Source organism: Sphingobium sp. SYK-6 (assembly GCF_000283515.1).
In the GTDB taxonomy this organism is placed as follows: Bacteria; Pseudomonadota; Alphaproteobacteria; order Sphingomonadales; family Sphingomonadaceae; genus Sphingobium; species Sphingobium lignivorans.
In genome coordinates this window covers 1,470,516-1,494,001 of sequence record NC_015976.1, presented here as the reverse complement: position 1 = coordinate 1,494,001, position 23,486 = coordinate 1,470,516, and the positions used below count along the sequence as shown (strand labels likewise).

The window sequence follows — 23,486 nt, the reverse complement described above, 5'->3', positions numbered from 1 at the left end:
TCCACTTGCTAATCAGCCGATCGCATCATGTCGACATCGGACGCGCCTCTTCTCGCCGCCCAGCCGGGCATTCAGCGCTTGCCGCGGCCCGAGCTCGTGCTGTTCATGAAGCGCGACTTCCTGGACGCCGGGGCATGCGCTGGCCTGATCGAGCGGATCGATGCCAATCGCCGCCCCTCCACCATTGCCGACGACATGGGCTATGATGCTTTCCGGACCAGCGAGACCTGCGATCTCGATGATGCCGACCCGTTCGTGGCGGCCATCAATGCCCGCCTCGCGGCTTATGCCGGCCTCGATCCGGCCCATGGCGAGCCGCTGCAGGGCCAGCGTTACGGCGTGGGTCAGGAGTTCAAGGCCCATACCGATTATTTCGAGCCCAGTGGCCGCGACTTCGCGACTTACTGTTCCCGCTCGGGCAACCGGACATGGACGTTGATGGTCTATCTGAACGAGCCCGGCGCCGGTGGCGCCACGCGCTTCACCAAGCTGGGCAAGACCATCCAGCCGGAGACCGGGAAGCTGGTGGCCTGGAACAACCGCCTGCCCGACGGGCGCCCCAATCCCGCCTCCATCCATCACGGCATGAAAGTGCGCGCAGGCACCAAATATATCATCACCAAATGGTATCGCGAGCGCCTCTGGATCGGCTGAAGCGGGGGAAGCGCCGTTTGGCGGTGTGGACAGGTTCCGAGGCCATGGTGGCGCACCCTATCTCGTCATTGACGACGTCCAGCAGTCGTCCATGAATGATGGTTAACAGCGCAGAGCCCCAATGGCGGAAAATGAGGGGCGAGACCTCAAAAGCGGCCATTCCGGACGCCAAAAGAGACGTCACCTCGTCCCACATCGTCATTCCCGCGCACGCGGGAATCCAGTTGCACCCCGGCACTCGTACGCGATGTCTCAGCTGGATTCCCGCATGCGCGGGAATGACGAAAAGTGGAAATGTCCGCTCGCCACGACGCTTACGCCATAGCTCCTGCAAGCCCTGTGTCCTGAAAGCTGACATTCGCACTTTTATGCGACATCTTCGGTGTTACAACCGGAACCGCTTGCTCCGCATTCGGCCATGAAAAATGGTTAACAAGACGATGGCGAACGGCCGGAAATCAGGTGCGAGGCCTCAAGAGCGGCCTTTCCGGACACGACGACTTTCTGGTCATTCCCCGCTTGCAATTTACTGCCTAATAGCGGTCATTGCAGACACAATGATGACGCTACTTCGCCGCAGTCTGATAGGCCTTGCGCTAATAGGTGCTGTTGGCGCGTTAGCTGTGTTCGTCTGGCGTTGGGACGATCGCCACCATGTGGCAACGATGCTGAACTTAGAGAAGTTGCCGCAATCCATCAGAGGAGTCGATTGTACCAGCTTTGGCGTCACCGATGTCCTTGAGCGGTGCTCGTTTGAAGTAGAGCCTGACGATTTCTCCAAATTAATGTCGGGACACAAATTTCAGGTGCCACCGGTTTGCCGAACTGGACAAAGTAGTCTTTGTGTCGATAAGGCTGATGCCGGTATGGCCCATGATTATTGTTGTGGCCCGAAAACTGGCGAGAACTTTCCTATCGCGACAATCTACATTGCGACGCCACGCGATGCGCCGCACGGGGGCACTCTGACGATCCTTACTGATACGTCCAAGCGGCGCGCAATGGTTGATCTCTACGTCGAATAAATGGCCGCTATTTCCTTTTTCAAGTTTGATAGCAGACCGTCCCCTCACCACCCCTTAGCTGCCTTTCCGACCGCTCTCAGAGACCCTTGAAAGCGGACGCTCGTAGGGCTTGGAATTCGCACGCCGCGTGAAATCCCCTCCCCCGCCCGCGCCCTGCACCGCCCCCTCCATCTCGCAGGATGTTTCCATCCGGCGCGGAAATGCTCTAACGGGGCCGCGGCGCTGCCCTGCGGCGCCATGATGCTCCTCATCAAAGGCCGTTCATGTCGCAAGTCGCCATCAAGATCTGCGGGGTCCGCACCCCCGATGCGATCGACGCCGCCATGCGCGGCGGCGCGAGCCATGTCGGCTTCGTCCATTTCCCGCGCAGCCCTCGCCATCTCGCGCCCGCCGCGCTGGCCGATCTGGCGCCGCGTGTGCCCGAGCATGTCGCGCGCGTCGCCGTGCTCGTCGATCCGGATGATGCCATCATCGACGCGCTGATCGCGGCGGGCGGCCTGCATGTCCTCCAGCTCCACGGCAAGGAGGAGCCCGCCCGCGTCGCGGCGATCCGCCAGCGCACCGGGCTCGAAACCTGGAAGGCCATTCCGGTCAAGAGCGCTGCCGATCTCGCGGCCGGCAATGCCTATGCCGGGGCGGCGGACCGGCTGCTCTTTGACGCAAAGACGCCCGAGGGCGCGGCGCTGCCCGGGGGCATGGGCCATCGCTTCGACTGGACGCTCCTCGCCGGCCACCGCCCGCCCTTGCCCTGGGGCCTCTCGGGCGGGCTGGATGCGGACAATGTCGCGCACGCCCTCCGCCTCACCGGCGCGCCGCTGGTCGATGTGTCCTCCGGCGTCGAGAGCGCGCCGGGGATCAAGGATATGGACAGGATCGCGGCTTTCTGCGAAGCGGTCTCGCGATGTTGAGGATCACCGCTCATGCCGGGCGCGTCGGGGTACGATGGCGCTGATCGCTTCCTGAGGAACTGAAGCGAACGGACCAACATATCTGCGAGATCGAGACGACCATGACTGCTGCGACCAGCCCTTCCGGCACTCTTCCCAATTCCCTGCGCGCACTGCCTGACGAGCGCGGCCATTTCGGCGCGTTCGGCGGGCGCTATGTCGCCGAGACGCTGATGCCGCTGATCCTCGACCTGGAGCGCGAATATCGCGCCGCCAAGGAGGACCCCGCTTTCGAGGCCGAGTTCAACGGCCTGATGACGCATTATGTCGGCCGCCCCTCGCCGCTTTATTTCGCCGAGCGGCTGACGGCCTATTATCGCGAGCGCGCGCAGCCCGGCTTCGGCGCGAAGATTTATTTCAAGCGCGAGGAGCTCAATCACACCGGCGCGCACAAGATCAATAACTGCATCGGCCAGATCCTGCTCGCCATCCGCATGGGCAAGACGCGGATCATCGCCGAGACCGGCGCGGGCCAGCATGGCGTGGCGACGGCCACCGTCTGCGCGCGCTTCGGCCTGCCCTGCACCATTTTCATGGGCGCCAAGGACATCGAGCGCCAGCAGCCCAATGTCTTCCGCATGAAGCTGCTCGGCGCGGAAGTGCGCCCCGTCACCAGCGGCTCGCAGTCCCTCAAGGACGCGATGAACGAGGCGCTGCGCGACTGGGTCGCGAACGTCCATGATACCTTCTACATCATCGGCACGGCGGCGGGCCCGCACCCCTATCCCGAGCTGGTGCGCGATTTCCAGAGCGTCATCGGCAAGGAGACGCGCGAGCAGATCATGAAGGCGGAAGGCCGCCTGCCCGATCTGCTGATCGCGGCCGTCGGCGGCGGCTCCAACGCCATCGGTCTGTTCCATCCCTTTCTCGACGATCCGGACGTCGCGATGGTCGGCGTGGAAGCGGCGGGCCATGGCATCGAGAGCGGCCAGCATGCCGCCAGCCTCACCGGCGGCAAGCCCGGCATCCTCCACGGCAACAAGACCTATCTGCTGCAGGACGAAGACGGCCAGATCACCGAGGCGCACAGCATCTCGGCAGGCCTCGATTATCCCGGCATCGGCCCCGAGCACAGCTGGCTGCACGAGAGCGGCCGCGTGACCTATCTGCCGGTGACGGACCGGCAGGCGCTCGACGCCTTCCAGCTCACCTGCCGCACCGAGGGCATCATCCCCGCGCTGGAAAGCTCCCATGCCCTGGCAGCACTCGAGACCAAGGCACTGGATATGCGCGAGGACGAGATCATCGTCGTCAACGTCTCGGGCCGCGGCGACAAGGACATCTACACGGTGGCCGAGGCGCTGGGGGCCGAGATATGACTTTCCTCAAGCCCTCTCCCCTTCAGGGGTCGGTTGGAGTCACGTGCCTCCAACCGAGGTTGGGAGAGGGGCATGCGTGACCCTCGCCTGACCGCGCACGCCAAAACGATGCGCACCAACGCCACCGAGGCCGAAACGCGCCTTTGGCTCGCGCTGCGGGCCAAGCGCTTCGCGGGTCACAAATTTCGCAGGCAGAAGGTGGTTGGCCCCTATATCGTCGACTTCGCCTCTCGCGAACCGACGCTGATTATAGAGGTCGACGGAGACGGCCACGCGCTCCAGCCGGGCTATGACGCCGAGCGAACGGACTTCCTGCGGCATCAAGGATATGATGTGATCCGGTTTGCAAATGCCGATGTGGTTGGAAATCTGGAGGGGGGCCTTTCTGCGATTGAAACGCGGCTCCTTCCCCCTCTCCCAACCCTCTCCCCTGCAGGGGAGAGGGCTATAGGTGTCGCATGAATAGACTGTCTTCCGCCTTCGCCCGTGCCCGCGAAGAAGGCCGCGCCGCGCTCGTCACCTTCGTGACGGGCGGCGATCCCACGCCGGCCGACACGCCCGCCATCCTCGACGCCCTCGTCGCGGGCGGCGCGGACGTCATCGAGCTGGGCATGCCCTTCACCGATCCCATGGCGGACGGCCCCGCCATCCAGGCCGCGAACCTGCGCGCCATGGCTGCGGGGATCAGCACGGCAAGGATCTTCGAGATCGCCGCCGCCTTCCGCGCCCGCCATCCGCAAGTCCCGCTGGTCCTGATGGGCTATGCCAATCCCATGACCATTCGCGGCGCGGACTGGTTCGCGAGCGAATGCGCCAGGGCCGGTGTCGATGGCGTCATCTGCGTCGACATCCCGCCCGAGGAAGATGCCGAGCTTGGCCCTGCCCTGCGCGCGGCCGGCGTCAGCCTCATCCGCCTCGCCACGCCGACCACGGATGCGGCGCGCCTGCCGGCCGTGCTCGCGGGCGCATCGGGCTTCCTTTATTATGTCTCGGTTGCCGGCATCACCGGGCTCCAGCAGGCCGCGCAGGCCAGCGTCGGCGCTGCCGTTGCCAAGCTCAAGGCGGCGACTGATCTGCCGGTGGCTGTCGGCTTCGGCGTGCGCACGCCAGAGCAGGCCGCCGCGTTCGGCGCGCATGCCGATGGCGTCGTGGTCGGCTCGGCCATTGTCGAGCTCGTCGGCAACCATGGATCACAGGCCGCGCCGCATGTGCGCGATTTCGTCGCGTCGCTGCGCGCGGCTCTCAACGCAAAGGAACAGGTCGCATGAGCTGGCTCAACCGCGTCCGCAACGCCATTCCCTTCATTGCCCGGAAGGCGGATACGCCGGACAATCTCTGGCACAAATGCACCGGCTGCGGGCAGATGATCTTCCAGAAGGAATGGGAGGAGAATCTCTCCGTCTGCCCGCGCTGTGATCATCATGGCCGCATTGGCCCCAGGCTGCGCTTCGCCCAGGTCTTCGACGAGGGCACGATGAAGCTGCTGCCCGCGCCGCAGGTCAGGGAAGACCCGCTGAAATTCCGCGATTCCAAGCGTTATACGGATCGCATCAAGGCCGCTCGCGCGCAGACCGGCGAGCAGGATGCGCTGCTAAACGCCAGCGGCACGATCGAGGGCCATCAGGCCGTGGTCGGCGTGCAGGATTTCGCCTTCATGGGCGGGTCGATGGGCACGGCGGTCGGCGCGGCCTTCGTCGCGGGCGTCCGGGAAGCGGTCAAGCGGCGTTGCCCTTATGTCATCTTCACCGCCGCCGGCGGCGCCCGCATGCAGGAGGGCATTCTCTCGCTCATGCAGATGCCGCGCGCGACCGTGGCGATCCAGCAGCTCCGCGCGGCGGGCCAGCCCTATATCGTGGTGCTGACCGACCCCACCACCGGCGGCGTCACGGCCAGCTACGCCATGCTGGGCGATATCCAGATCGCCGAGCCCGGCGCGCTCATCGCCTTTGCCGGCGCGCGCGTGATCGAGAACACGATCCGCGAGAAGCTGCCCGAGGGGTTCCAGCGCGCCGAATATCTGCTGGATCACGGCATGATCGACATGGTGACGCACCGCAAGGATCTGCGCGCCACGCTGGCCAGGACCATCGGCTATCTGACGGCGGCGCGCGCCGCCTAGGGCTGATCGACATTCAGATGATGGCGTGGCGAAAATGGTGGTTTCTCGGGACCCGGAGCGCAGCGTACTCAAGGTACGTGAGCACCGGAAGCCCGGGAAACCGCCTTTTGCAGGCCGCCAGCGCTGAATGTCGATCCGCCCTAGGTCTTGTCCTTTCCCGCTTGCGAGAAGCCTCGGGATGGGCAAGCACATCCGGCGCCGGCCCTCGCTGCGCAGCAATGCCCACCCTGACCCCTTCCGCAGGCGGGAGGAGGATTGACGGAGCCCTCAATGGCTGACCACGCCGTTTCAGACGACCCCGCCGTGCAGACCCAGCTCGATCGGCTCATGGCCCTTTCCCCGGGCCGCGACGTGCTCGGGCTGGAGCGGATCAGCGAGCTGGTCCGGCGGCTCGGCGATCCGCATCTGGCGCTGCCGCCGGTGTTCCATGTCGCGGGCACGAACGGCAAGGGATCGACCTGCGCTTATCTGCGCGCCGCGCTGGAGGCGGACGGGCGGAGCGTCCATGTCTTCACGTCGCCGCATCTGGTGCGCTTCAACGAGCGCATCCGCCTTGCCGGCACGCTGATCGACGATGCGACGCTGGCCCGCGCGCTGGAGGAAGTGCTGGACATCGGCGGCGATCTGAACGCGAGCTTCTTCGAGATCACCACCGCCGCCGCCTTCATGCTGTTCGCCACCATCCCCGCCGATGCCTGCATCATCGAGGTCGGCCTTGGCGGGCGGCTGGACGCGACCAACGTGCTGCAGGCGCCCGTGGCCTGCGGCATCGCCTCGCTCGCCATCGATCATGAATCCTTCCTGCTGGCGCCGGAAGAAGGCGTGCCGGCCGATCCGCTCTGCCGCATCGCGTTCGAGAAGGCGGGCATCGCCAAGCCCGGCGCCCCGCTCGTCACCCAGCGTTATCCCGGCCCGATGATGGCTACCATTGCCCGGGTCGCGGGCCATGCCGGCACGCGCTTCATGCCGCGCGGCGAAAGTTGGGACGTGGCGGAATATCAGGGCCAGCTCCATTATCGCGATCAGGAAGGGCGGCTGGAACTGCCCCCGCCCCGCCTCGGCGGCGCGCACCAGATCGCCAATCTCGGCCTCGCCATCGCCATGCTGCGCAGCCGGGACGTGCTGCCGGTCAGCGATGCCGCGCTGCGCGCCGCGCCGCTCTGGGCGCAATGGCCCGCGCGCATGCAGCGGCTGGAGGGCGGCCCGCTCAATGCCATGCTGCCCGATCGCACGCTCATCCTGGATGGCGGGCACAATCCCGATGCCGGGCAGGCCCTGGCGAAGGCGCTGAGCGATGGCGGCCTCGCGCCGGATGGCATCGATCTCGTCACCGGCATGCTGTCCAACAAGGATGTGCGCGGCTTCCTGGAGCCCCTGCGGCCGCTCGTCCGCTCCATCCGCTCGCTGCCCGTGCCGGGCCATGAGCATCACGGGCCGGAGGTCTTCGCCGCCGTCGCCGCCGACTGGGATGTGCCGCACAGCGCCTTCCTCACGATCCGCGAAGCCTTTGCGGACATCGCCGCCGCGCCGGACCGGCACCGCACGGTGCTCATCGCCGGCACGCTCTATCTCGCCGGCCAGGTGCTGGTGGCAAACGATCAGGTCCCGGCCTGAGCGGCGATCCGCGAAAGGCCCGGGATTATCGGTGCCGCACGGCCCGTCCTCAATGCGTCGCGGAAAGCGTGACCGTCTCGAAATGCCAGCGCAGCTGTTCGGGGCTTGCCCCCTCGATATCGTTGACGCGGCGAAGGATGGCCTCCCCTTCGATGCGCACGGGGCGACCCTCAGCGTCCTTGCCCGTCACGCTGATCGGCGCGCTGTAATAGCTTGAGCCCGCGGCGCCTTCCATGCTGCCGTCCGGCATCGCGACGACGATATCGTCCAGATCGCTGAAGATCGCGGCGAAGGCCGCTTTCGTCCATTTCTCCCGGTCGGCGGGCCCCAGCATGGCCCAGGCCTGTCCATAGTCCCCGAGCTCTATCGCCCGCGCGAAGGAGAGAAGGACATTGCGCGCGCCCTTCACGCCGCGTTCGGCCTCGGGCGTCAGCGGAGGGGGCCGCAGGTCCGGCGCTCCGTCATCGGCATCGTTCGTCGCTCCCGCGACATCGCCCTCGGGCAAAGGACGCGCCGTTTCCGGGGCAGATGCAGCCTCGGGCGCGCTCGCACCTGTCGCGCCCTCTCCATTCTTCTGCTCACAGGCCGCCAGCGCAAGGCAGGACAAGACCATCAGGCAAGGCGAAAACATCCTCATGAACACCAAACCCATTTCCCGCCATTCCGTTCAATCACGTCGCTCGCTCAACACCAGCAGCGCTCCGCCGGGGCATCGGCAGGCTCACGACAAACACCGGCGCGCCATCCTCTTTCCTTCTGGACCGATCCATGCTCCGATGGCTATCGGCACGCGCATGAGTGTCATCGCAACCATCATGAATTCCGCCACGGGCCAGCCCATCCAGAAAATGACGTTCGGCCGTATGCCCAAGCCATGGACCAGCTTCAATCTCGCCACGGGTGAGCTGGTGACGGCCGATCGCGTGCATGTCGGCAAGCCCGCCCCGGGCAAGTTCGTCGCGCCCGTGGAGGTCTGGGTCACGCTCAAGAGCTGACGGCATCGGTTCGCCGCCCGATGCGGGTGCCGGCCTCGGGCCCGGTCCACGCGCCGCGCTGCGGCTATTCCGCAGGCCTTCAATCCCGCTATAGCTTCCTCCACGGACAGAGATACCGGATAGGCAAAGGGCCTTCGATGCAGCGAGTTTCAATGACATGCGCGGCTGCCGTGATCGGCGGCCTGATGATGGGGATGCCCGGCATGGCGCAAACGCCGGCACCGACGAGCGTGGCGGCGCCGTCGCAGGATGAGCTGCGCGCCCGGGCCGATGGCTATATGCGCGCCGCGGTTGCCCATGATCAGTTCACCGGCGCGGTTCTCGTCGCGCGGGACGGCGTGCCGCTCATCGACACCGCTTATGGCATGGCGAGCCATGAGCTGGGCGTGCCGAACACGCCGGAGACCGTGTACCACGTCGCCTCCCTGACCAAGCAGTTCACCGCCATGGTGATCATCCAGTTGCGCGATCGCGGAAAGCTGGAAGTCGGCGATCCGATCTGCACCTATCTCGCCGATTGCCCCGCGGCCTGGAAGCCCATCACGATCCGCCATCTTCTGACCCACAGCTCGGGCATCCCGAATGTGTCCAGCCTCCCCGACTGGGACGACGAGCTGAGCCTCAAGCGCTACACCAGGGCGGAATTCGTCGATCTGTTTCGCGCGCTCCCCCTGGAATTCACGCCGGGAGAGAAATATTCCTATTCGAACTCTGGTTATTTCCTGCTCGGGCTCATCATCGAGCGCGTATCGGGTTCAGCCTTCGATCAATTCCTGAAGGCCAATATCTTCACGCCGCTCGGCATGACGCACAGCGGCTATGACGACAACCGGGCCGTCATTCCGGGCGCCGCGACAGGCTATTATTCCAGGGGCACGGATTTCATCACTGCGACCTACGTCGATCCGTCGACGAGGCTGGGCGACACCGGCATCGTGTCGACGACCGGCGATCTGCTGCGCTGGGATCAGGCCCTCTATACGGAAAAGCTCGTTTCCCGCCAGTCGCTGGACGAGATCTTCACGCCTTACCGGAACGGCTATGGTTATGGCTGGGAGATCGGCACGCGGTTCGGCCGCAGGACGGTCGCCCATTCGGGCAGCGATGGGGGCTTCTCGTCCTATATCCTGCGCTTTCCGGACGACCGGTTGACGGTCATCGTCCTCGGCAATGGCGACAGGATGTCGGCGGCAAAGGCGGCGGTCAACCTTTCGGCGATCACTCTGGGCGCGCCCTACAAGATGCCGGCACCGCAGCTTCGCGATGCGCTCTGGGACGTCGTGATTCAGGACGGCGTGCCTGCAGCCCTCGCCCGCTTCGACCAGGCCCGGCAGCAGATCCCGCCATTGGCGGATGCAAATGGCGATACGCTGCTGGACCTCGGCTATGATCTGGTCGATGGCCGTCGACTTGCGGAAGCCGATGCCATCTTCCGGGCCGGCCTCCAGCGCTTTCCCGACCTGGTCTACGCATGGGACGGCCTGGCGGACAGCGCCAGCGCACGCGGCGATCGACCCGCCGCGATCGGCTTTTTCGAACATTCGTTGAAGCTCGATCCAGCCAATGACTATGCGGTCAGGGGCCTCGCGAAACTGCGCCGCATGAAATCGGCCGCGCCCTAGCCTTCAAACCGGGCGCGCCCTGCAGCGACCGCCTCAGTCGTCCGTGGTGCTGGATTGTCGCACCGATTCCACGACGAAGCCCTTCGCCCACATGATCCAGAGCAGCAGCATGCCGGGTACCGCCACCACCACCGTGAAGGCCCAGAAGCCGACCCAGCCGAAGGCCTCGGCGAGATAGCCCGAGGGTGTCGAGAGCCATGTCCGCCCGACCGCCGCGAAGGAGGAAAGCAGCGCGAACTGCGTGGCTGTGTAGGCGAGGCTCGAAAGGCCGGAGAGATAGGTCACGAACACCGTGAGCCCGATACCGCTGGTGAAATTCTCGGTCCCCACCGCCAGCGCGAGCATGGGCGTGGAATGGCCGGCGAGCGCCAGCAGGCAGAAGAGCAGGTTGGAGAACATCATCAGGAGGCCCGAGACGAACAGCGCGCGCCCCATGCCGAGCCAGGCGATGAAGGGCGCACCCAGCGCCGAGCCGGCGATGAGCGCCGCGAAGCCGACGAACTTGTTCACCGTGACATATTCCGTGTCGGTGAAGCCCAGCTCCACGATCATCGGGGCGAGCATCGTCTGCCCCATGGCATCGCCGATCTTGTAGGTCAGCACGAAGCCCAGGACGAGAAAGGCGCCGTGACGCGTGAGGAATTCGCGGAAGGGATTGACGATCGTCTCGGTCATCCAGTTGCCGATCGAGCCGCCCCGCCGCACGGCCGCATGCGCCACATAGCGCCCCGGCCCCGCGATCAGCGCACCGATCGCGGCGGGGAGCACGCAGAAGGCCGTGATGCCATAGGCCACGGCCCAGCCGAGCCCCGCGCCTTCGCTCGAGGCAAGGAAGATGGTGCCCGCGCCCGCCAGCAGATTGCCCGTGCGATAGCCGAACTGGTTCATCGCGGTGCCGTGCGGCAATTCCTCCTCGCTCAGGATCTCGATGCGATAGGCATCGATCACGATGTCCTGCGTCGCCGAGAGGAACGCGACGGCGATGGCGCAGATCGCGAACCGCGCGAGGTCGTTGGCGGGGTCGCTCGCGCCGAGCTGCCAGATCGCGACGAAGAGCAGCGCCTGGATGAAGAACAGCCATGCCCGCCGCTGCCCGAACAGTCGGGAAAGCACCGGCAGCGGCAGCTTGTCGACCAGCGGCGCCCACAGGAACTTGAGCGTATAGGGCGTGGTGAGGCCGATCGCGAAGCCGATGGTCGACTTGTCGATGCCCACTTTCGAGAGCCAGAAGGTCATCGTCGCGAGCAGCAGGGTGAGCGGGAAGCCGCTGGAAATGCCGAGCAGGAAGGCGACGAACGGCATCGGCCGCAGATAGGGCCGGAAGGCGGGCACCACGAAGCCCACGGCAATCACGGCACCCACGATGAGTGCGAAAATCAGCGTCTGCGACATGCTTGCCTGCCCCTTTGTGCGATCCGGCCGTCCTGCTTAGCGCCCCGCGCGGGTTTCGCCAGCCCCCGTTGCCGGGCGATGATCCGCACGGACGGCCCGGACCGGCGCGATCGCGCGTTCAATCGCGCGGGAAAAGCCGCAGCCCCGGCGGCAGGCGTCCCGGCGGCAGGCCGCCGACCAGCCGCTCGCAGACCGCGATGGCGCGCACCAGATCCTGCGGCTGGAAGGGCTTGGCGAGGCAGCCGAACGCGATGCCCTGCCCCGCCGCTTCCTCCGGGCAGGTGGCGGTAGCGAAGAGCACCGCGATGCCCAGCTCGCGCGCATGCCGGGCCAGCTCCACCCCGGAGCGCACGCCGCGCAGGCGAATGTCGGTAATCACCAGATCGATGCCGCCCTGGCCCAGGATGACCTTTGTCGCGTCGCGGAAACGGTCCACCGTGGCGACGACCTCATAGCCCGCCTGCTGCAGCGCATGCTCGGCATCGAAGGCCAGCAGCGGCTCATCCTCGACGAGGAGGATGCGGCGTATCTGCTGCGCGCTCTTCGAGAAAAACATTGCCGCCTCATCCCGGTTGCGCCACTACCCAGGCCGACCCGCACAGGATCGCCGGCGCCTTTCGGCGCTAGGATGGCGCCCCGCGATTCGCCAGTGCAAGAGCGACACAGCAGATCGAAAAAGGACAAGGCATGGCCAACGCCACTGGACCAAGAGGGCCCCGGCGCCCGCCGCGCAATGGCGCGACCGGACCCGCAGGGGGACGGCGCCGCCCATCCGCCGATGGCCCGGACGCGCGCAAGCCCGCCCGGTCGGACAAGCCCCGCTCGGACGCCCGCTCCGGCGCCCGTCCGCCTGCCGGACCGGACACGCGCTCACCGGCCGGAAAGGCTGACGCGCGCCCCGCCACCGGAAAGCCCGGCCAGCGCCCCGCCACTCGCAAGCCGGGCGCACGTCCCGCGACCGACAAGCCTGCTTTCTCCTCGTCCCGCCCCGCGCGCCCGCCGCGCGGCGCTGCCCGGCCCGCAGGCAAGCCGGGGGCGCGCAAGCCCCGCGACGGCGCTCCGGAAGGGGATCGCGCCGAGACTCGCGCCGGCGATCACAAGGCCGATCACAAGGGCGATCGCATCGCCAAGCTGCTTGCCCGCGCCGGCATCGCCAGCCGCCGGGATATCGAGCGCATGATCGGCGAGGGCCGCATCGCGCTCGATGGCGCGGTGCTCACCACGCCCGCCACCATCCTCACCTCGCTGCGCGGCGTCACCGTGGACGGCAATCCGGTGCAGGAGCCGACTCCCGCCCGCCTCTTCCTGTTCCACAAGCCCACCGGCCTGCTCACCACTGCGAAGGACCCGGCAGGCCGCCCGACCATCTACGACCGGCTGCCGAAGGATCTGCCGCGCGTCATGCCCGTCGGCCGGCTCGATCTTAACACGGAGGGGCTGCTGCTCCTCACCACCGATGGCGAGCTCAAGCGCCAGCTGGAGCTGCCCGCCACCGGCGTCGAGCGCACCTATCGCGCCCGCGTCTTCGGCGAGGTCAGCCAGGCGCAGCTTGAGGATCTCATCGAGGGCGTGGAGATCGAAGGCATGCGCTACGGGCGCATCGATGCCAATCTGGAGCGGCGCACCGGCCGCAACCAGTGGGTCGAGATGACGCTGACCGAGGGCAAGAACCGCGAGGTGCGCCGCGTGCTGGAGCATCTCGGGCTGCGCGTCAGCCGCCTCATCCGCACGCGCTACGGCCCCTTCGTCCTCGGCGATTCCCAGCCGGGCGAGGTGGTGGAAGTGCGGCGGGTCGATCTCGTCAAGTTCCGCAAGACACTGGACTGAGCAGGGAGCCCCGCACATGAGGATCATTTCCGGGCAATGGCGCGGGCGGCCGCTCGTCGCCCCCGCCGGCGAGGCCACGCGCCCCACCGCGGACCGCACCCGCGAGACATTATTCTCCATGCTCACCAGCCGCCTCGGCAGTTTCGAGGAGCTGCGCGTGGGGGATTTCTTCGCCGGCTCCGGCGCGCTCGGGCTGGAAGCGCTCTCGCGCGGCGCCGCCGCCTGCCTGTTCGTGGAGCGGGACCGCGCGGCGATCGACGCGATCCGTGCCAACGCGGCGAAGCTCGGCCTCCCCCGGCCGGATATCCGCCAGGGCGACGTCCTCGCCCTCGGCCCCGCCCCCGCGCCGCTGGACGTCATCTTCATGGACCCGCCCTACGGCACCGGCGCCGGCGCCGTCGCGCTCGACAAGCTCTCCCGCTTCGGCTGGACCGGCCCCGGCACCTGGATCAGCATCGAAACCGCCCGCGACGAAACGCTCGACGTCAAAGGCTTCGACATCGACGCCGAACGCGTCGTCGGCAAGGCAAAGCTGCACCTGCTGCGGGCGGCGTGAGGGGAGCGTGAGCCTGTCCGGCATTCAGGACAGGCAGCGCCATGATTGCCCTGCCGTGCCGATCGGCTAGTAAGACCGAAGGGGGCGGCTCGCTATCGGGTGCGGCTCCGCATCTTTCGGCTCCGGGGCAGCATGACACCGCACGAATTCCTCAAGAAATGGCGCCAGTCCGAATTGAAGGAGCGCTCCGGGTCGCAGAGCCACTTCAATGATCTGTGCGCCTTGCTGGGCATCCCCGATCCGGCCTCTGCCGATCCTAAAGGCGAATGGTTCACCTTCGAGAAGGGCGCGAGCAAGACGAGCGGCGGCGAAGGCTGGGCAGACGTGTGGCGCAAGGGGTGTTTCGCCTGGGAGTATAAGGGCCTCCACGCCAATTTGGACAAGGCCTACAACCAGCTCCTCCAATATGCGGTCGCGCTGGAAAATCCGCCCCTGCTGATCGTCTCGGACATGAGCCGGATCGTCATCCGCACGAACTGGACCAACAGCGTGCAGGAGCGCCACGAGTTCGCGCTGGAAGATCTGGTCGACGGCACGGTGCGCGAGCGACTGAAGGCGGTGTTCCTCGATCCGGAAAGCTTCAAGCCCGAAAAATCCCGGCAGGAACTGACCGAGGAGACCGCCCGCGAGTTTGCCGGCATTGCCCAGCGCCTGCGCGATCGGGGCCACGAACCGCATGAGGTCGCCCATTTCGTCAATCAGCTCGTCTTCTGCATGTTCGCCGAGGATGCCGCGCTGCTGCCGGACTTCCTCTTCACGAAGATGCTGGAGGTCAGCCGGCGCGCCCCGGCCGAGTTCACGGAGAATTGCCGGACCCTGTTCGGCGCCATGGCGCACAAGGGCGGCAAGGTGGGCTTCACGTCCATCGACTGGTTCAATGGCGGCCTGTTCGCGGACGATCATGTCCTGCCCGTGGACGAGGATGACATCGAGCAATTGCTGCGCGCGGCGGCGCGCGACTGGAGCCAGATCGATCCCTCCATCCTCGGCACTCTCTTCGAGCGCGGGCTGGACCCGGCCAAGCGCAGCCAGCTCGGCGCGCATTATACGGACCGGGACAAGATCATGATGATCGTGAAGCCGGTCATCATCGATCCGCTGGAAGCCGAATGGGCCGAGGCCAAAGCGAAGATCACCGCCCTGATCGACAAGGCGCCCAAACGGACGGCGGAGCGCCTGCTGACCCCTGCCGAGAAACGCCGGGCGCAGAAGCTGCTCGATGAGGCAGCGACGATCCACAGTGCCTTCATCGAGCGACTGGCCAATTTCCGCGTGCTCGATCCCGCCTGCGGGTCCGGCAATTTCCTCTATGTCGCGCTGAAAGCCATCAAGGATATCGAGCACCGCGCCAATCTGGACGCCGAGGCGCTTGGCCTTCCGCGCGGCTTCCCCCGCGTCGGGCCGGAATGCGTGCTGGGCATCGAGCTCAATCCCTATGCCGCCGAGCTGGCGCGCGTCTCGGTGTGGATCGGCGAAATCCAGTGGATGCGCCGCAATGGCTTCGACGCGGCGAAGAACCCGATCCTGCGTCCGCTGGAGACGATCGAGTGCCGGGATGCGGTGCTGAACGCAGATGGCACGCGGGCGGAATGGCCGGCGGCGGACGCGGTGATTGGGAATCCGCCGTTTCTTGGGAACAAAAAGATGATCGCCGAGCTTGGTGAGGATTACACGCGGGCGCTGCGCAAGGCATGGCCCGAAGTGCCGGGTGGAGTCGATCTGGTCTGCTATTGGTTTGCCAAAGCCTGGTCAAAAATTGTTGCCGGTCAGTTGGAACGTGCGGGTTTAGTTTCGACCAACTCTATACGCGGCGGCGCGAACCGTGAAGTTCTGAAACCTATTGTCGAACATGGTGCAATTTTCAATGCTTGGAGCGATGAAGAGTGGACTGTTGAAGGAGCGGCGGTTCGAGTTTCGATGGTGTGCTTTGAATCTATTAAGACGGCAGCTCCAAAGCTTAACGGAATGGCGTCAGCTGCGATCAGGGCAGATTTAACCGCGGACACGCCGATACATGAGGCAACTTCGTTAATCGAAAACTCGCAGGTAGCATCGAACGGCATCTCCAAAAAAGGTGCGTTCGATGTCCCGGGAGCGATTGCGCGGGCTTGGATCAGTGAACGAGGCAATCCTAACGGGCAGCCTAATGCGGACGTTGTCGCGCCATGGTTCAACGGTCTTCATGTAACGCGCCGGTGGGACGACCGCTGGATCGTCAATTTCGGGGAAATGTCGGAGATCGATGCAAGCTGTTATGAGGCCCCTTTCAACTGGGTTCATCAGCACGTCTTTCCGACCCGCCAGGAAAGTCGCAACCCAACCGAGCGTCGAGATTGGTGGCGATTGGCAAGGCGCGCGCCGACGCTAAAAATGCGCCTGCTAGGTCTTTCGCGCTGCATAGTCACTCCCGAGGTCGCGAAGCATCGCGTATTTGCATTCCTCCCCACCACGGTTGTGTTGGACAAAAACTTAGTGGTCATCACGCGTGAAGACGACACCAGCTTCGGCATCCTCCACTCGCGCTTTCACGAACTCTGGTCGCTGCGCATGGGCACTTCCTTGGAAGACCGCCCTCGCTACACCCCCTCGACCACCTTCGAGACCTTCCCCTTCCCCGAAGGCCTGACCCCCGACATTCCCGCCGCCGACTATGCCGACGATCCGCGCGCGCAGAAAATCGCCGTCGCGGCCGCGCGGCTCAACGAGCTGCGGGAGAACTGGCTCAACCACGCCGATCTGGTCGTGCGGGTGCCGGAAGTGGTGCCGGGTTATCCCGACCGCATCGTGCCCAGGGATGAGGATGCGGCGAAGGAGCTGAAGAAGCGCACGCTCACCAATCTCTACAATGCCCGCCCGCACTGGCTGGCCAATGCCCATGCCGCGCTCGATGAGGCAGTGGCGGAAGCCTATGGCTGGGGTGATGACTGGCGCGCGGGGCTGCTGACTGATGACGAAATACTCGCCCGGCTGTTCCGGCTGAATCAGGAGCGGGCCGCCGCCCAATCGCGCTGAGGGCGCCTCGTTTGTGGCGGAGCGGCAAGCTGTCAGGTGCGCAGCGCGAGCGGCGGCCAACGCGACCGCTCCTGCCGCATGCCAACCTCATCTGCAAATTACTATTTAACTTTTTGAATTTAAATGATTTTATGTGGAGCTACGAATAAGGCAGGATCAGGCGCCGGCCGCTATTACTCCCCCGCGCGAGCATCGCTTTTATCTGTCCTAGAATGTCCGGAAATTCCCCCGGCCTACGCGAAAACCCGCGACCGCCTCAAGGGACGGCGGCCGCGGGCTATCGGTTGGCTCGGGCGGTTCGCTCGGGTCGTTCGCGCCGGCTCAGCCGGGGTTGCGCTCGCCCGGATTGCGGCAGCCGTCCTTCACTGTGCGCGAGCAGACGGGATACTCCTGCGGCGGCTGGGGCGCGGCCTGCTCCACCGGCTGGGGCGGCGCCATCTCGATCCGGCCCGGCGGGGGCGTGTTGGGCGTCGCATTATAGGCTGAAGGCGGCGGCGGGGGCGGCGGCGGCGTGGCGCTGTCGGGCGTGGGCGTGGTGGCCGGCGGCATGGGTGCCGTCCCGTCCGCGGGCGGCGGCGGCGTCTGGCCCGGAGGCATGGGCTGCTGGGTCATCGGCTCGGTGGAGGGTTGCGCCGACTGCATATCCTGCGCATGGACAGCAAGAGCCATCGTCGAGGCGGCGCCGAGGCCGGCAAGCAGAGTCAGAAAACGCATGGTGGCATCCTTTCCAGATTGATGTCTTTTCATGGTCGACATGCGGGTACCCCTGACAATCCGCGTGGAGACAAGGGGTTCCACCATCCGCCTTGCCCGCGCGGCGGCATGTCGCGTCGGCGCGACATGGGGCTTGGGGAGAGCCCGGAATGCGGGGAAAGCCTTGCTCCGACTCATTTCGTTCCCTAGCTGTTCACCTGAGATGACAGTTCCCTCCCCCTCCCCGGCCGACCCGCCTTATCTGCAAGGGCTCAATGAGCCCCAGCGCGAGGCCGTGCTCACGACCGAGGGTCCGGTGCTGGTGCTTGCCGGCGCCGGCACGGGCAAGACGGCCGCGCTCACCGCGCGCCTCGCGCATCTGGTGGCGACGCGGCGCGCCTTCCCGTCCGAGATCCTCGCCGTCACCTTCACCAACAAGGCCGCGCGCGAGATGCGCGAGCGCGTCGGGCGGATGATCGGCCCTGCGGTGGAGGGCATGCCCTGGCTCGGCACCTTCCACAGCATCGGCGCGCGCATGCTTCGCCGCCATGCCGAGCTGGTGGGCCTGCAAAGCAATTTCACCATCCTCGACACGGACGACCAGCTGCGCCTGATGAAGCAGATCATCCAGGCCGCCGGCATCGACGAGAAGCGCTGGACCGCCCGCGCGCTCGCCGCGCTCATCGACCGGTGGAAGAACAAGGGCTTCACGCCGAAGGATGTCGATGCCGGCGAGAGCGAGGCCTTCGCCAATGGCAAGGGCGCGGAAATCTATGCCGCCTATCAGGATCGGCTGCGCGCGCTCAATGCCTGCGATTTCGGCGATCTGCTGCTGCACATGCTGACCCTGTTCCGCACGGACCGGGAAGTGCTGGAGCAGTATCAGCAGCGCTTCCGCTACATCATGGTGGACGAGTATCAGGATACCAACACCAGCCAGTATCTCTGGCTGCGGCTCCTCGCGCAGACCCGCAAGAACATCTGCTGCGTGGGCGACGATGACCAGAGCATCTACAGCTGGCGCGGCGCGGAAGTGGCGAACATCCTGCGGTTCGAGCGGGATTTCCCCGGCGCGGCGATCATCCGGCTGGAGCAGAATTACCGCTCGACACCGCATATCCTGGCCGCCGCGTCCGGGGTCATCGCGCAGAATGGCGGCCGGCTCGGCAAGACCTTGTGGACGCAGGCCGACGAGGGCGAGAAGCTGCGCGTCATCGGCGTGTGGGACGGGCCCGAGGAAGCGCGCCGGGTCGGCGACGAGATCGAGGGGCTGGAGCGGCAGGGCGTGCGGGCGGATGACATCGCCATCCTCGTGCGCGCGCAGTTCCAGACCCGCGAGTTCGAGGATCGGTTCATCCAGATCGGCATGCCCTATCGCATCGTGGGCGGCTACCGCTTCTACGAGCGAGCCGAGATCCGGGATGCGCTCGCTTATCTGCGCCTCGTCAACCAGCCTGCGGACGATCTCGCTTTCGAGCGGATCGTCAACGTGCCCAAGCGTGGCCTGGGCGACAAGGCGGTGGAGAAAGTCCATCGTCTGGCCCGCGCCGAGGGCGTGCCGCTGAGCCTCGCCGCGGCGCGGATCGTGGATAGCGACGAGCTGACGCCGCAGGCGCGCCGGGCGCTCGGCCGCTTCATCGGTGATCTTGCCCGCTGGCGCGATCTCGCCACCACCATGAACCATGCCGACCTCGCCCGGCAGATTCTGGATGAGAGCGGCTATACCGCGGTGCTCCAGGCGGAGCGCTCCACCGAGGCGTCCGGCCGGCTCGAGAACCTCCAGGAGCTGGCGCGCGCCATGGAGGATTATGAGACGCTCGGCGCCTTCCTCGAGCATGTCAGCCTCGTCATGGACAATGAGGGGGCGCAGGAGGAAGCGAAGGTCACCATCATGACCATCCATGCCGCCAAGGGGCTCGAATTCGACACCGTGTTCCTGGCCGGATGGGAAGACGGCCTGTTCCCCTCCCAGCGGTCGCTGGACGAGGGCGGGCTCTCGGCGCTGGAGGAAGAGCGGCGCCTTGCCTATGTGGCGATCACGCGGGCCCGGCGGCGCTGCTATATCCTCCATGCCGCCAACCGGCGCGTCTATGGCCAGTGGACCAGTTCCATTCCCTCCCGCTTCATCGGCGAGCTGCCGAAGGAGACGACGGACGTGGAAACCACCATGAGCGGCGGCGCGAGCCTGTGGCGCGCCAACTGGTCCGAGCGGGACGATCCCTTCGCGAATGTCGCGCGCGGCTCGGGCCGGGGCCCCGGCTGGCAGCGCGCGCAGGGCCAGTTCACGCGCGAGCCCACCCGCATCGTGGAAGCGCGGCAGAGCGCCGTCAGCCTTGGCAACAAGGGGCGGGATGATATCAGCGTGGGCATGCGCATCTTCCACCAGAAGTTCGGCTATGGCCGCGTCACTGCCATCGAGGGCAACAAGCTGGAGATCGATTTCGAGCAGGCCGGCGCCAAGCGCGTGCTCGACAGCTTCGTGAGCCTCGCCTGATGGCAACGGCGCAGCCGGGCGAGCGCGCCGTCGTCGAGGCCTTGCGGGCCGGGCGCGTGGCGGAAGCGCGCGCCATGCTTGCCGACATGGCCGATCCCCCGCCGATGCTGCTGGCCCATGCCTGCGCGCGTGCGGGCGATGTGGAAGGCGAGATCGCGGCGCTGGCGTCCATCCTCGCGCGCGAGCCGCGTCAGCTGCAGGCCCTGCTCGCCATGGGCGAGGCCCAGCAGAAGGCCGGCGACCGGCGCGCCGCCACCAGCTATTTCCGCACCGCGCTCGCGCAGGCGGGCGTCAGCGCTGTGCCGTCGGCGCTCCATCCCCTGCTTGAGCGCGCACGCACCCATGTGGCCGAGAACAGCGATCATTTCTCCACGCATCTCGAGGCGCGGATCGGGGACGTCGCCAGCGCCTCACCGCGCGTGCGCCATGCCGTCGATCTCGTGCTCGGCCGGGTGACGCTGTATCTCCAGCAGCCCAACATGTTCTACTTCCCCGGTCTGCCGCAGCGTTATTTCTACGAGCGGGAGGAATTCGACTGGGCGGCGGAGATGGAAAGCCGCACGCCGGCGCTCCGCGCGGAGCTGGAAGCCGCGCTTGCCGACGATGTGGGCTTCACGCCTTATGTGCAGACCAGTGCCGCGCGCCCCCCGGCGAACAATCCCCTGCGGGACGATCCGCGCTGGAGCTCCTTCTATTTCCTGCGCGATGGCGAGCCGGTAGCGGAGCATGCCGCACGCTGCCCGGCCACCATGGACGCGCTGACCCTGCCCGATCTCGCCCGCGTTCCCGGACGCGGTCCGCTCGCCATCTGGTCGCTGCTGCGGCCGGGCACGCATATCGAACCGCATACCGGCCTGCTCAACACGCGGCTCATCTGCCATTTGCCGCTGATCGTGCCGCCCGGCTGCGGCTTCCGCTGCGGCTCGGAGCAGCGCGCATGGGAGGAAGGCAAGCTCCTGATCTTCGACGACAGCGTGGAGCATGAAGCGTGGAACCGGGGCAGCGCCCTGCGCGTCGTCCTGCTGTTCGACATCTGGCGGCCGGAACTCAGCGCGGAAGAGCGCGCCGCCGTCTCCGTCATCCTGTCGGCGATCGAGGGGCTGGATCTCTCGCAGGGCTGAGGAACACGCATTGCCACCGCGAAGTCTCGCAAGCCCGCGCCGAGTCACTTTCGTGCCCGCATAATCTGTTTCACGATGCAAAAGATTACATTTCTTTGCGTCTTGTTAACCTTCTTCTCCTAGTCACGGCTGGCGACCCGAAGGGCGCTGGCCAAACCCAGTGCTCATACTAGGCCCGGCGGAGCGTGGGTTCCCGCCGGGCCTTTTTTTGCCTGCCGCACCCGCCTTCCCCTCCCCGCTCCGCATTTATCGCTCCCGCTCTCTCGCGCACTGGACAAGGCCGGGGCGCCGAGCCAGTCTGCCGGCGCCGTTCAGGGCGGCAGACTCACGGGAGGCGTTTTCATGATCCACACCCGCAGACTTGCGCTGATGCTCGCGCCGGCTCTTGCCGCGCTGACGCTGGGCGCATGCGCACCCACGCTTGCCGACGGCGGGCCGCCTTCCACTGCGACCGATGTTTCCGCTCCGGCGGACTGGGCGAGCTTCCGGGATTCGTTTCTGGAAAGCCTGTTCCAGCATGATCCGTCCTTCGCCATCTATCAGGGGCGCCACGATTTCGACGGGCAACTGCCCGACTGGAGCCCCGCCGGCCTCAAGGGGCAGGAGACATTCCTGACACAGTCAATCGCGCAGGCACAGGCGTTCAAGCCCGGCACGCTGAGCAAGGAGGAGGCGTTCGAGCGGGATTATCTGGTCGCCGTCGCCCGTGCCCGGCTGTTCTGGCTCACCGATGCGGGCGAACCGTATCGCAACCCGGCTTATTATGTCGGCGGCGGGCTCGATCCCAATGTCTACATCGCCCGCAACTATGCCGATGCGCCGACGCGGATGAAGGCCATGATCGCCTTCTTCCGGCGCGTGCCCACGGCCGCCGCCCAGATCCGCGCCAATCTGAAGACGCCGATGCCGGTGAGTTTCATCAATTATGGCAAGGCCGGCTTTCAGGGCTTCGCGGACTATTATGCGGGCGATGCCAAGGCCGCCTTCGCCAGCGTGAATGACCCCGCCCTGCAGGCGGAGTTCGATGCCGCCGCCGGCGCTGCCTCCCGCGCCATGAAGGAGCTGGCCGACTGGCTGGAAAGCAACCGCGCCACTGCCACGCAGGATTTTGCCTTGGGCGCCGATCGCTTCTCGCGCATGCTGGCAGCGACCGAGATGGTGGACACGCCACTCGCCGAGCTGGAGGCCATCGGCGTTGCCGACCTCAAGCGCAATCAGGATGCGCTGAAAGCCGCCTGCGCCCGCTTCGCACCTGGCAAGGGCATTGCCGACTGCATGGAGAAAATGAACGAGGACAAGCCGGCCGACGGTCCGGTCGCCGAGGCCCGGCGCCAGATCCCGGTGCTGCGCGCCTTCGTCCAGAAGCATGATCTCGTCAGCATCCCGGGGACGGAGCAGGCGCTGGTCGAGGAAAGTCCTCCCTATAACCGGCAGAACTCCGCCTATATCGATCCCCCGGGGCCGTACGAGAAGGGCATCCCCTCCATCTACTATATCTCGCCGCCCGATCCCTCATGGCCCAAGGCCGTGCAGGAGGCGTTCATTCCCGGAAAGAAGGACCTGCTCTTCACCTCGATCCACGAAGTGATGCCGGGCCACTTCCTCCAGTTCCTGCATGCCAACCGCTCACCGTCGCTCTTCGGGCGCGTGTTCGTGGGCTATGCCTTCGCCGAGGGCTGGGCCCATTATACCGAGGAAATGATGTGGGAAGCCGGCCTCAACGAAGGGGATCCGGAAACCCAGATCGGCCAGCTCTCCAATGCGCTGCTGCGCAATTGCCGCTATCTGTCGGCCATTCGGCTGCATTCGGGCCGCATGACGCAGGAACAGTCCGAGCAGATGTTCCGGGAGGAATGCTATCAGGATGAAGGCAATGCCCGCCAGCAGGCGGCGCGCGGCACTTATGATCCGGCCTATCTCAACTACACGATGGGCAAGCTGCTGATCCGCAAGCTGCGCGCGGACTGGACGGCATCGCGCGGCGGCAGTGCGGCGTGGAAAGCCTTCCATGACGAGTTCCTGAGCTTTGGCGGACCGCCGATCCCGCTGGTGCGGCAGCAGATGATGGGCGGCGCTGCGAAAGCCGCCTTCTGACC

General features: G+C 66.1%; 20 protein-coding genes. 16 read left to right on the top strand and 4 right to left on the bottom strand.

The genetic code is table 11. The annotated features are described in order from the left end of the window. Positions 1-27 precede the first annotated feature (27 nt). The 8 genes from SLG_RS06750 to SLG_RS06720 all read left to right on the top strand — a co-directional run bounded on the left by SLG_RS06750 (position 28) and on the right by SLG_RS06720 (position 7,678). On the top strand, positions 28-654 hold the full coding sequence (locus tag SLG_RS06750) for a prolyl hydroxylase family protein (RefSeq protein WP_014075699.1): 627 nt from the start codon (positions 28-30) through the stop codon (positions 652-654). A 557-nt stretch (positions 655-1,211) separates the two neighbouring features. Then, positions 1,212-1,679 (top strand): hypothetical protein, encoded by a 468-nt coding sequence (locus SLG_RS21265; RefSeq protein ID WP_148276473.1) that lies wholly within the window; start codon positions 1,212-1,214, stop codon positions 1,677-1,679. Between the two features lie 263 nt (positions 1,680-1,942). After that, positions 1,943-2,587 (top strand): phosphoribosylanthranilate isomerase, encoded by a 645-nt coding sequence (locus SLG_RS06745; RefSeq protein ID WP_014075698.1) that lies wholly within the window; start codon positions 1,943-1,945, stop codon positions 2,585-2,587. Positions 2,588-2,688: 101 nt separating this feature from the next. Then, positions 2,689-3,945 (top strand): tryptophan synthase subunit beta, encoded by a 1,257-nt coding sequence (gene trpB / locus SLG_RS06740; protein ID WP_014075697.1) that lies wholly within the window; start codon positions 2,689-2,691, stop codon positions 3,943-3,945. A 72-nt stretch (positions 3,946-4,017) separates the two neighbouring features. Further along, a complete protein-coding gene (locus tag SLG_RS06735) occupies positions 4,018-4,407 on the top strand; it encodes an endonuclease domain-containing protein (RefSeq protein WP_014075696.1) in 390 nt (129 codons plus the stop codon). Then, positions 4,404-5,213 carry a tryptophan synthase subunit alpha gene (gene trpA, locus SLG_RS06730; RefSeq protein ID WP_014075695.1) on the top strand — a complete coding sequence of 270 codons (810 nt, stop codon included), beginning with the start codon at positions 4,404-4,406 and terminating at the stop codon, positions 5,211-5,213. Before SLG_RS06735 ends, trpA begins: the two co-directional genes overlap by 4 nt. Then, on the top strand, positions 5,210-6,064 hold the full coding sequence (accD, locus tag SLG_RS06725) for an acetyl-CoA carboxylase, carboxyltransferase subunit beta (RefSeq protein ID WP_014075694.1): 855 nt from the start codon (positions 5,210-5,212) through the stop codon (positions 6,062-6,064). Before trpA ends, accD begins: the two co-directional genes overlap by 4 nt. Positions 6,065-6,334: 270 nt before the next feature. Continuing rightward, complete coding sequence (locus SLG_RS06720; RefSeq protein WP_014075693.1) at positions 6,335-7,678, top strand: bifunctional folylpolyglutamate synthase/dihydrofolate synthase; 1,344 nt, start codon at positions 6,335-6,337, stop codon at positions 7,676-7,678. Between the two features lie 49 nt (positions 7,679-7,727). Here the strand turns inward: SLG_RS06720 and SLG_RS06715 are convergent, their stop codons facing one another. Next, positions 7,728-8,315 carry a hypothetical protein gene (locus SLG_RS06715; protein ID WP_158512690.1) on the bottom strand — a complete coding sequence of 196 codons (588 nt, stop codon included), beginning with the start codon at positions 8,313-8,315 and terminating at the stop codon, positions 7,728-7,730. Positions 8,316-8,472: 157 nt separating this feature from the next. Between SLG_RS06715 and SLG_RS06710 the strand changes: the two genes are divergently transcribed. Next, positions 8,473-8,673 carry a hypothetical protein gene (locus SLG_RS06710; protein ID WP_083853454.1) on the top strand — a complete coding sequence of 67 codons (201 nt, stop codon included), beginning with the start codon at positions 8,473-8,475 and terminating at the stop codon, positions 8,671-8,673. 152 nt (positions 8,674-8,825) lie between these two features. Next, positions 8,826-10,295 carry a serine hydrolase domain-containing protein gene (locus SLG_RS06705; protein ID WP_051003708.1) on the top strand — a complete coding sequence of 490 codons (1,470 nt, stop codon included), beginning with the start codon at positions 8,826-8,828 and terminating at the stop codon, positions 10,293-10,295. A 33-nt stretch (positions 10,296-10,328) separates the two neighbouring features. On the opposite strand, the gene SLG_RS06700 is transcribed toward SLG_RS06705, so the two are convergent. Both SLG_RS06700 and SLG_RS06695 read right to left on the bottom strand, forming a co-directional pair. Beyond that, on the bottom strand, positions 10,329-11,687 hold the full coding sequence (locus SLG_RS06700) for an AmpG family muropeptide MFS transporter (protein WP_014075689.1): 1,359 nt from the start codon (positions 11,685-11,687) through the stop codon (positions 10,329-10,331). A gap of 118 nt (positions 11,688-11,805) precedes the next feature. Then, the gene (locus tag SLG_RS06695) at positions 11,806-12,243 is read right to left on the bottom strand and encodes a response regulator (protein WP_014075688.1); all 438 of its coding nucleotides are present in this window, start codon (positions 12,241-12,243) and stop codon (positions 11,806-11,808) included. 131 nt (positions 12,244-12,374) lie between these two features. Between SLG_RS06695 and SLG_RS06690 the strand changes: the two genes are divergently transcribed. The 3 genes from SLG_RS06690 to SLG_RS06680 all read left to right on the top strand — a co-directional run bounded on the left by SLG_RS06690 (position 12,375) and on the right by SLG_RS06680 (position 17,082). Further along, positions 12,375-13,514 (top strand): pseudouridine synthase, encoded by a 1,140-nt coding sequence (locus tag SLG_RS06690; RefSeq protein ID WP_014075687.1) that lies wholly within the window; start codon positions 12,375-12,377, stop codon positions 13,512-13,514. A 16-nt stretch (positions 13,515-13,530) separates the two neighbouring features. Continuing rightward, complete coding sequence (gene rsmD, locus SLG_RS06685) at positions 13,531-14,070, top strand: 16S rRNA (guanine(966)-N(2))-methyltransferase RsmD (protein WP_014075686.1); 540 nt, start codon at positions 13,531-13,533, stop codon at positions 14,068-14,070. A 132-nt stretch (positions 14,071-14,202) separates the two neighbouring features. Then, positions 14,203-17,082, top strand: a complete 2,880-nt coding sequence (locus tag SLG_RS06680) for a class I SAM-dependent DNA methyltransferase (RefSeq protein ID WP_014075685.1) — start codon at positions 14,203-14,205, stop codon at positions 17,080-17,082. Between the two features lie 321 nt (positions 17,083-17,403). Here SLG_RS06680 and SLG_RS21655 read toward each other — a convergent pair whose 3' ends face one another. Beyond that, entirely contained in the window at positions 17,404-17,796 is a 393-nt protein-coding gene (locus tag SLG_RS21655; protein WP_041391788.1) for a hypothetical protein, read from the bottom strand. 202 nt (positions 17,797-17,998) lie between these two features. Here SLG_RS21655 and SLG_RS06670 point away from each other — a divergent pair, with 202 nt between their 5' ends. The 3 genes from SLG_RS06670 to SLG_RS06660 all read left to right on the top strand — a co-directional run bounded on the left by SLG_RS06670 (position 17,999) and on the right by SLG_RS06660 (position 23,484). Continuing rightward, on the top strand, positions 17,999-20,269 hold the full coding sequence (locus tag SLG_RS06670) for an ATP-dependent helicase (protein WP_014075683.1): 2,271 nt from the start codon (positions 17,999-18,001) through the stop codon (positions 20,267-20,269). Then, a complete protein-coding gene (locus SLG_RS06665; protein ID WP_014075682.1) occupies positions 20,269-21,390 on the top strand; it encodes an aspartyl/asparaginyl beta-hydroxylase domain-containing protein in 1,122 nt (373 codons plus the stop codon). The genes SLG_RS06670 and SLG_RS06665 overlap by 1 nt, the downstream gene beginning before the upstream one ends. Positions 21,391-21,732: 342 nt before the next feature. Further along, positions 21,733-23,484, top strand: a complete 1,752-nt coding sequence (locus tag SLG_RS06660; protein WP_014075681.1) for a DUF885 domain-containing protein — start codon at positions 21,733-21,735, stop codon at positions 23,482-23,484. Positions 23,485-23,486: the final 2 nt, after the last annotated feature.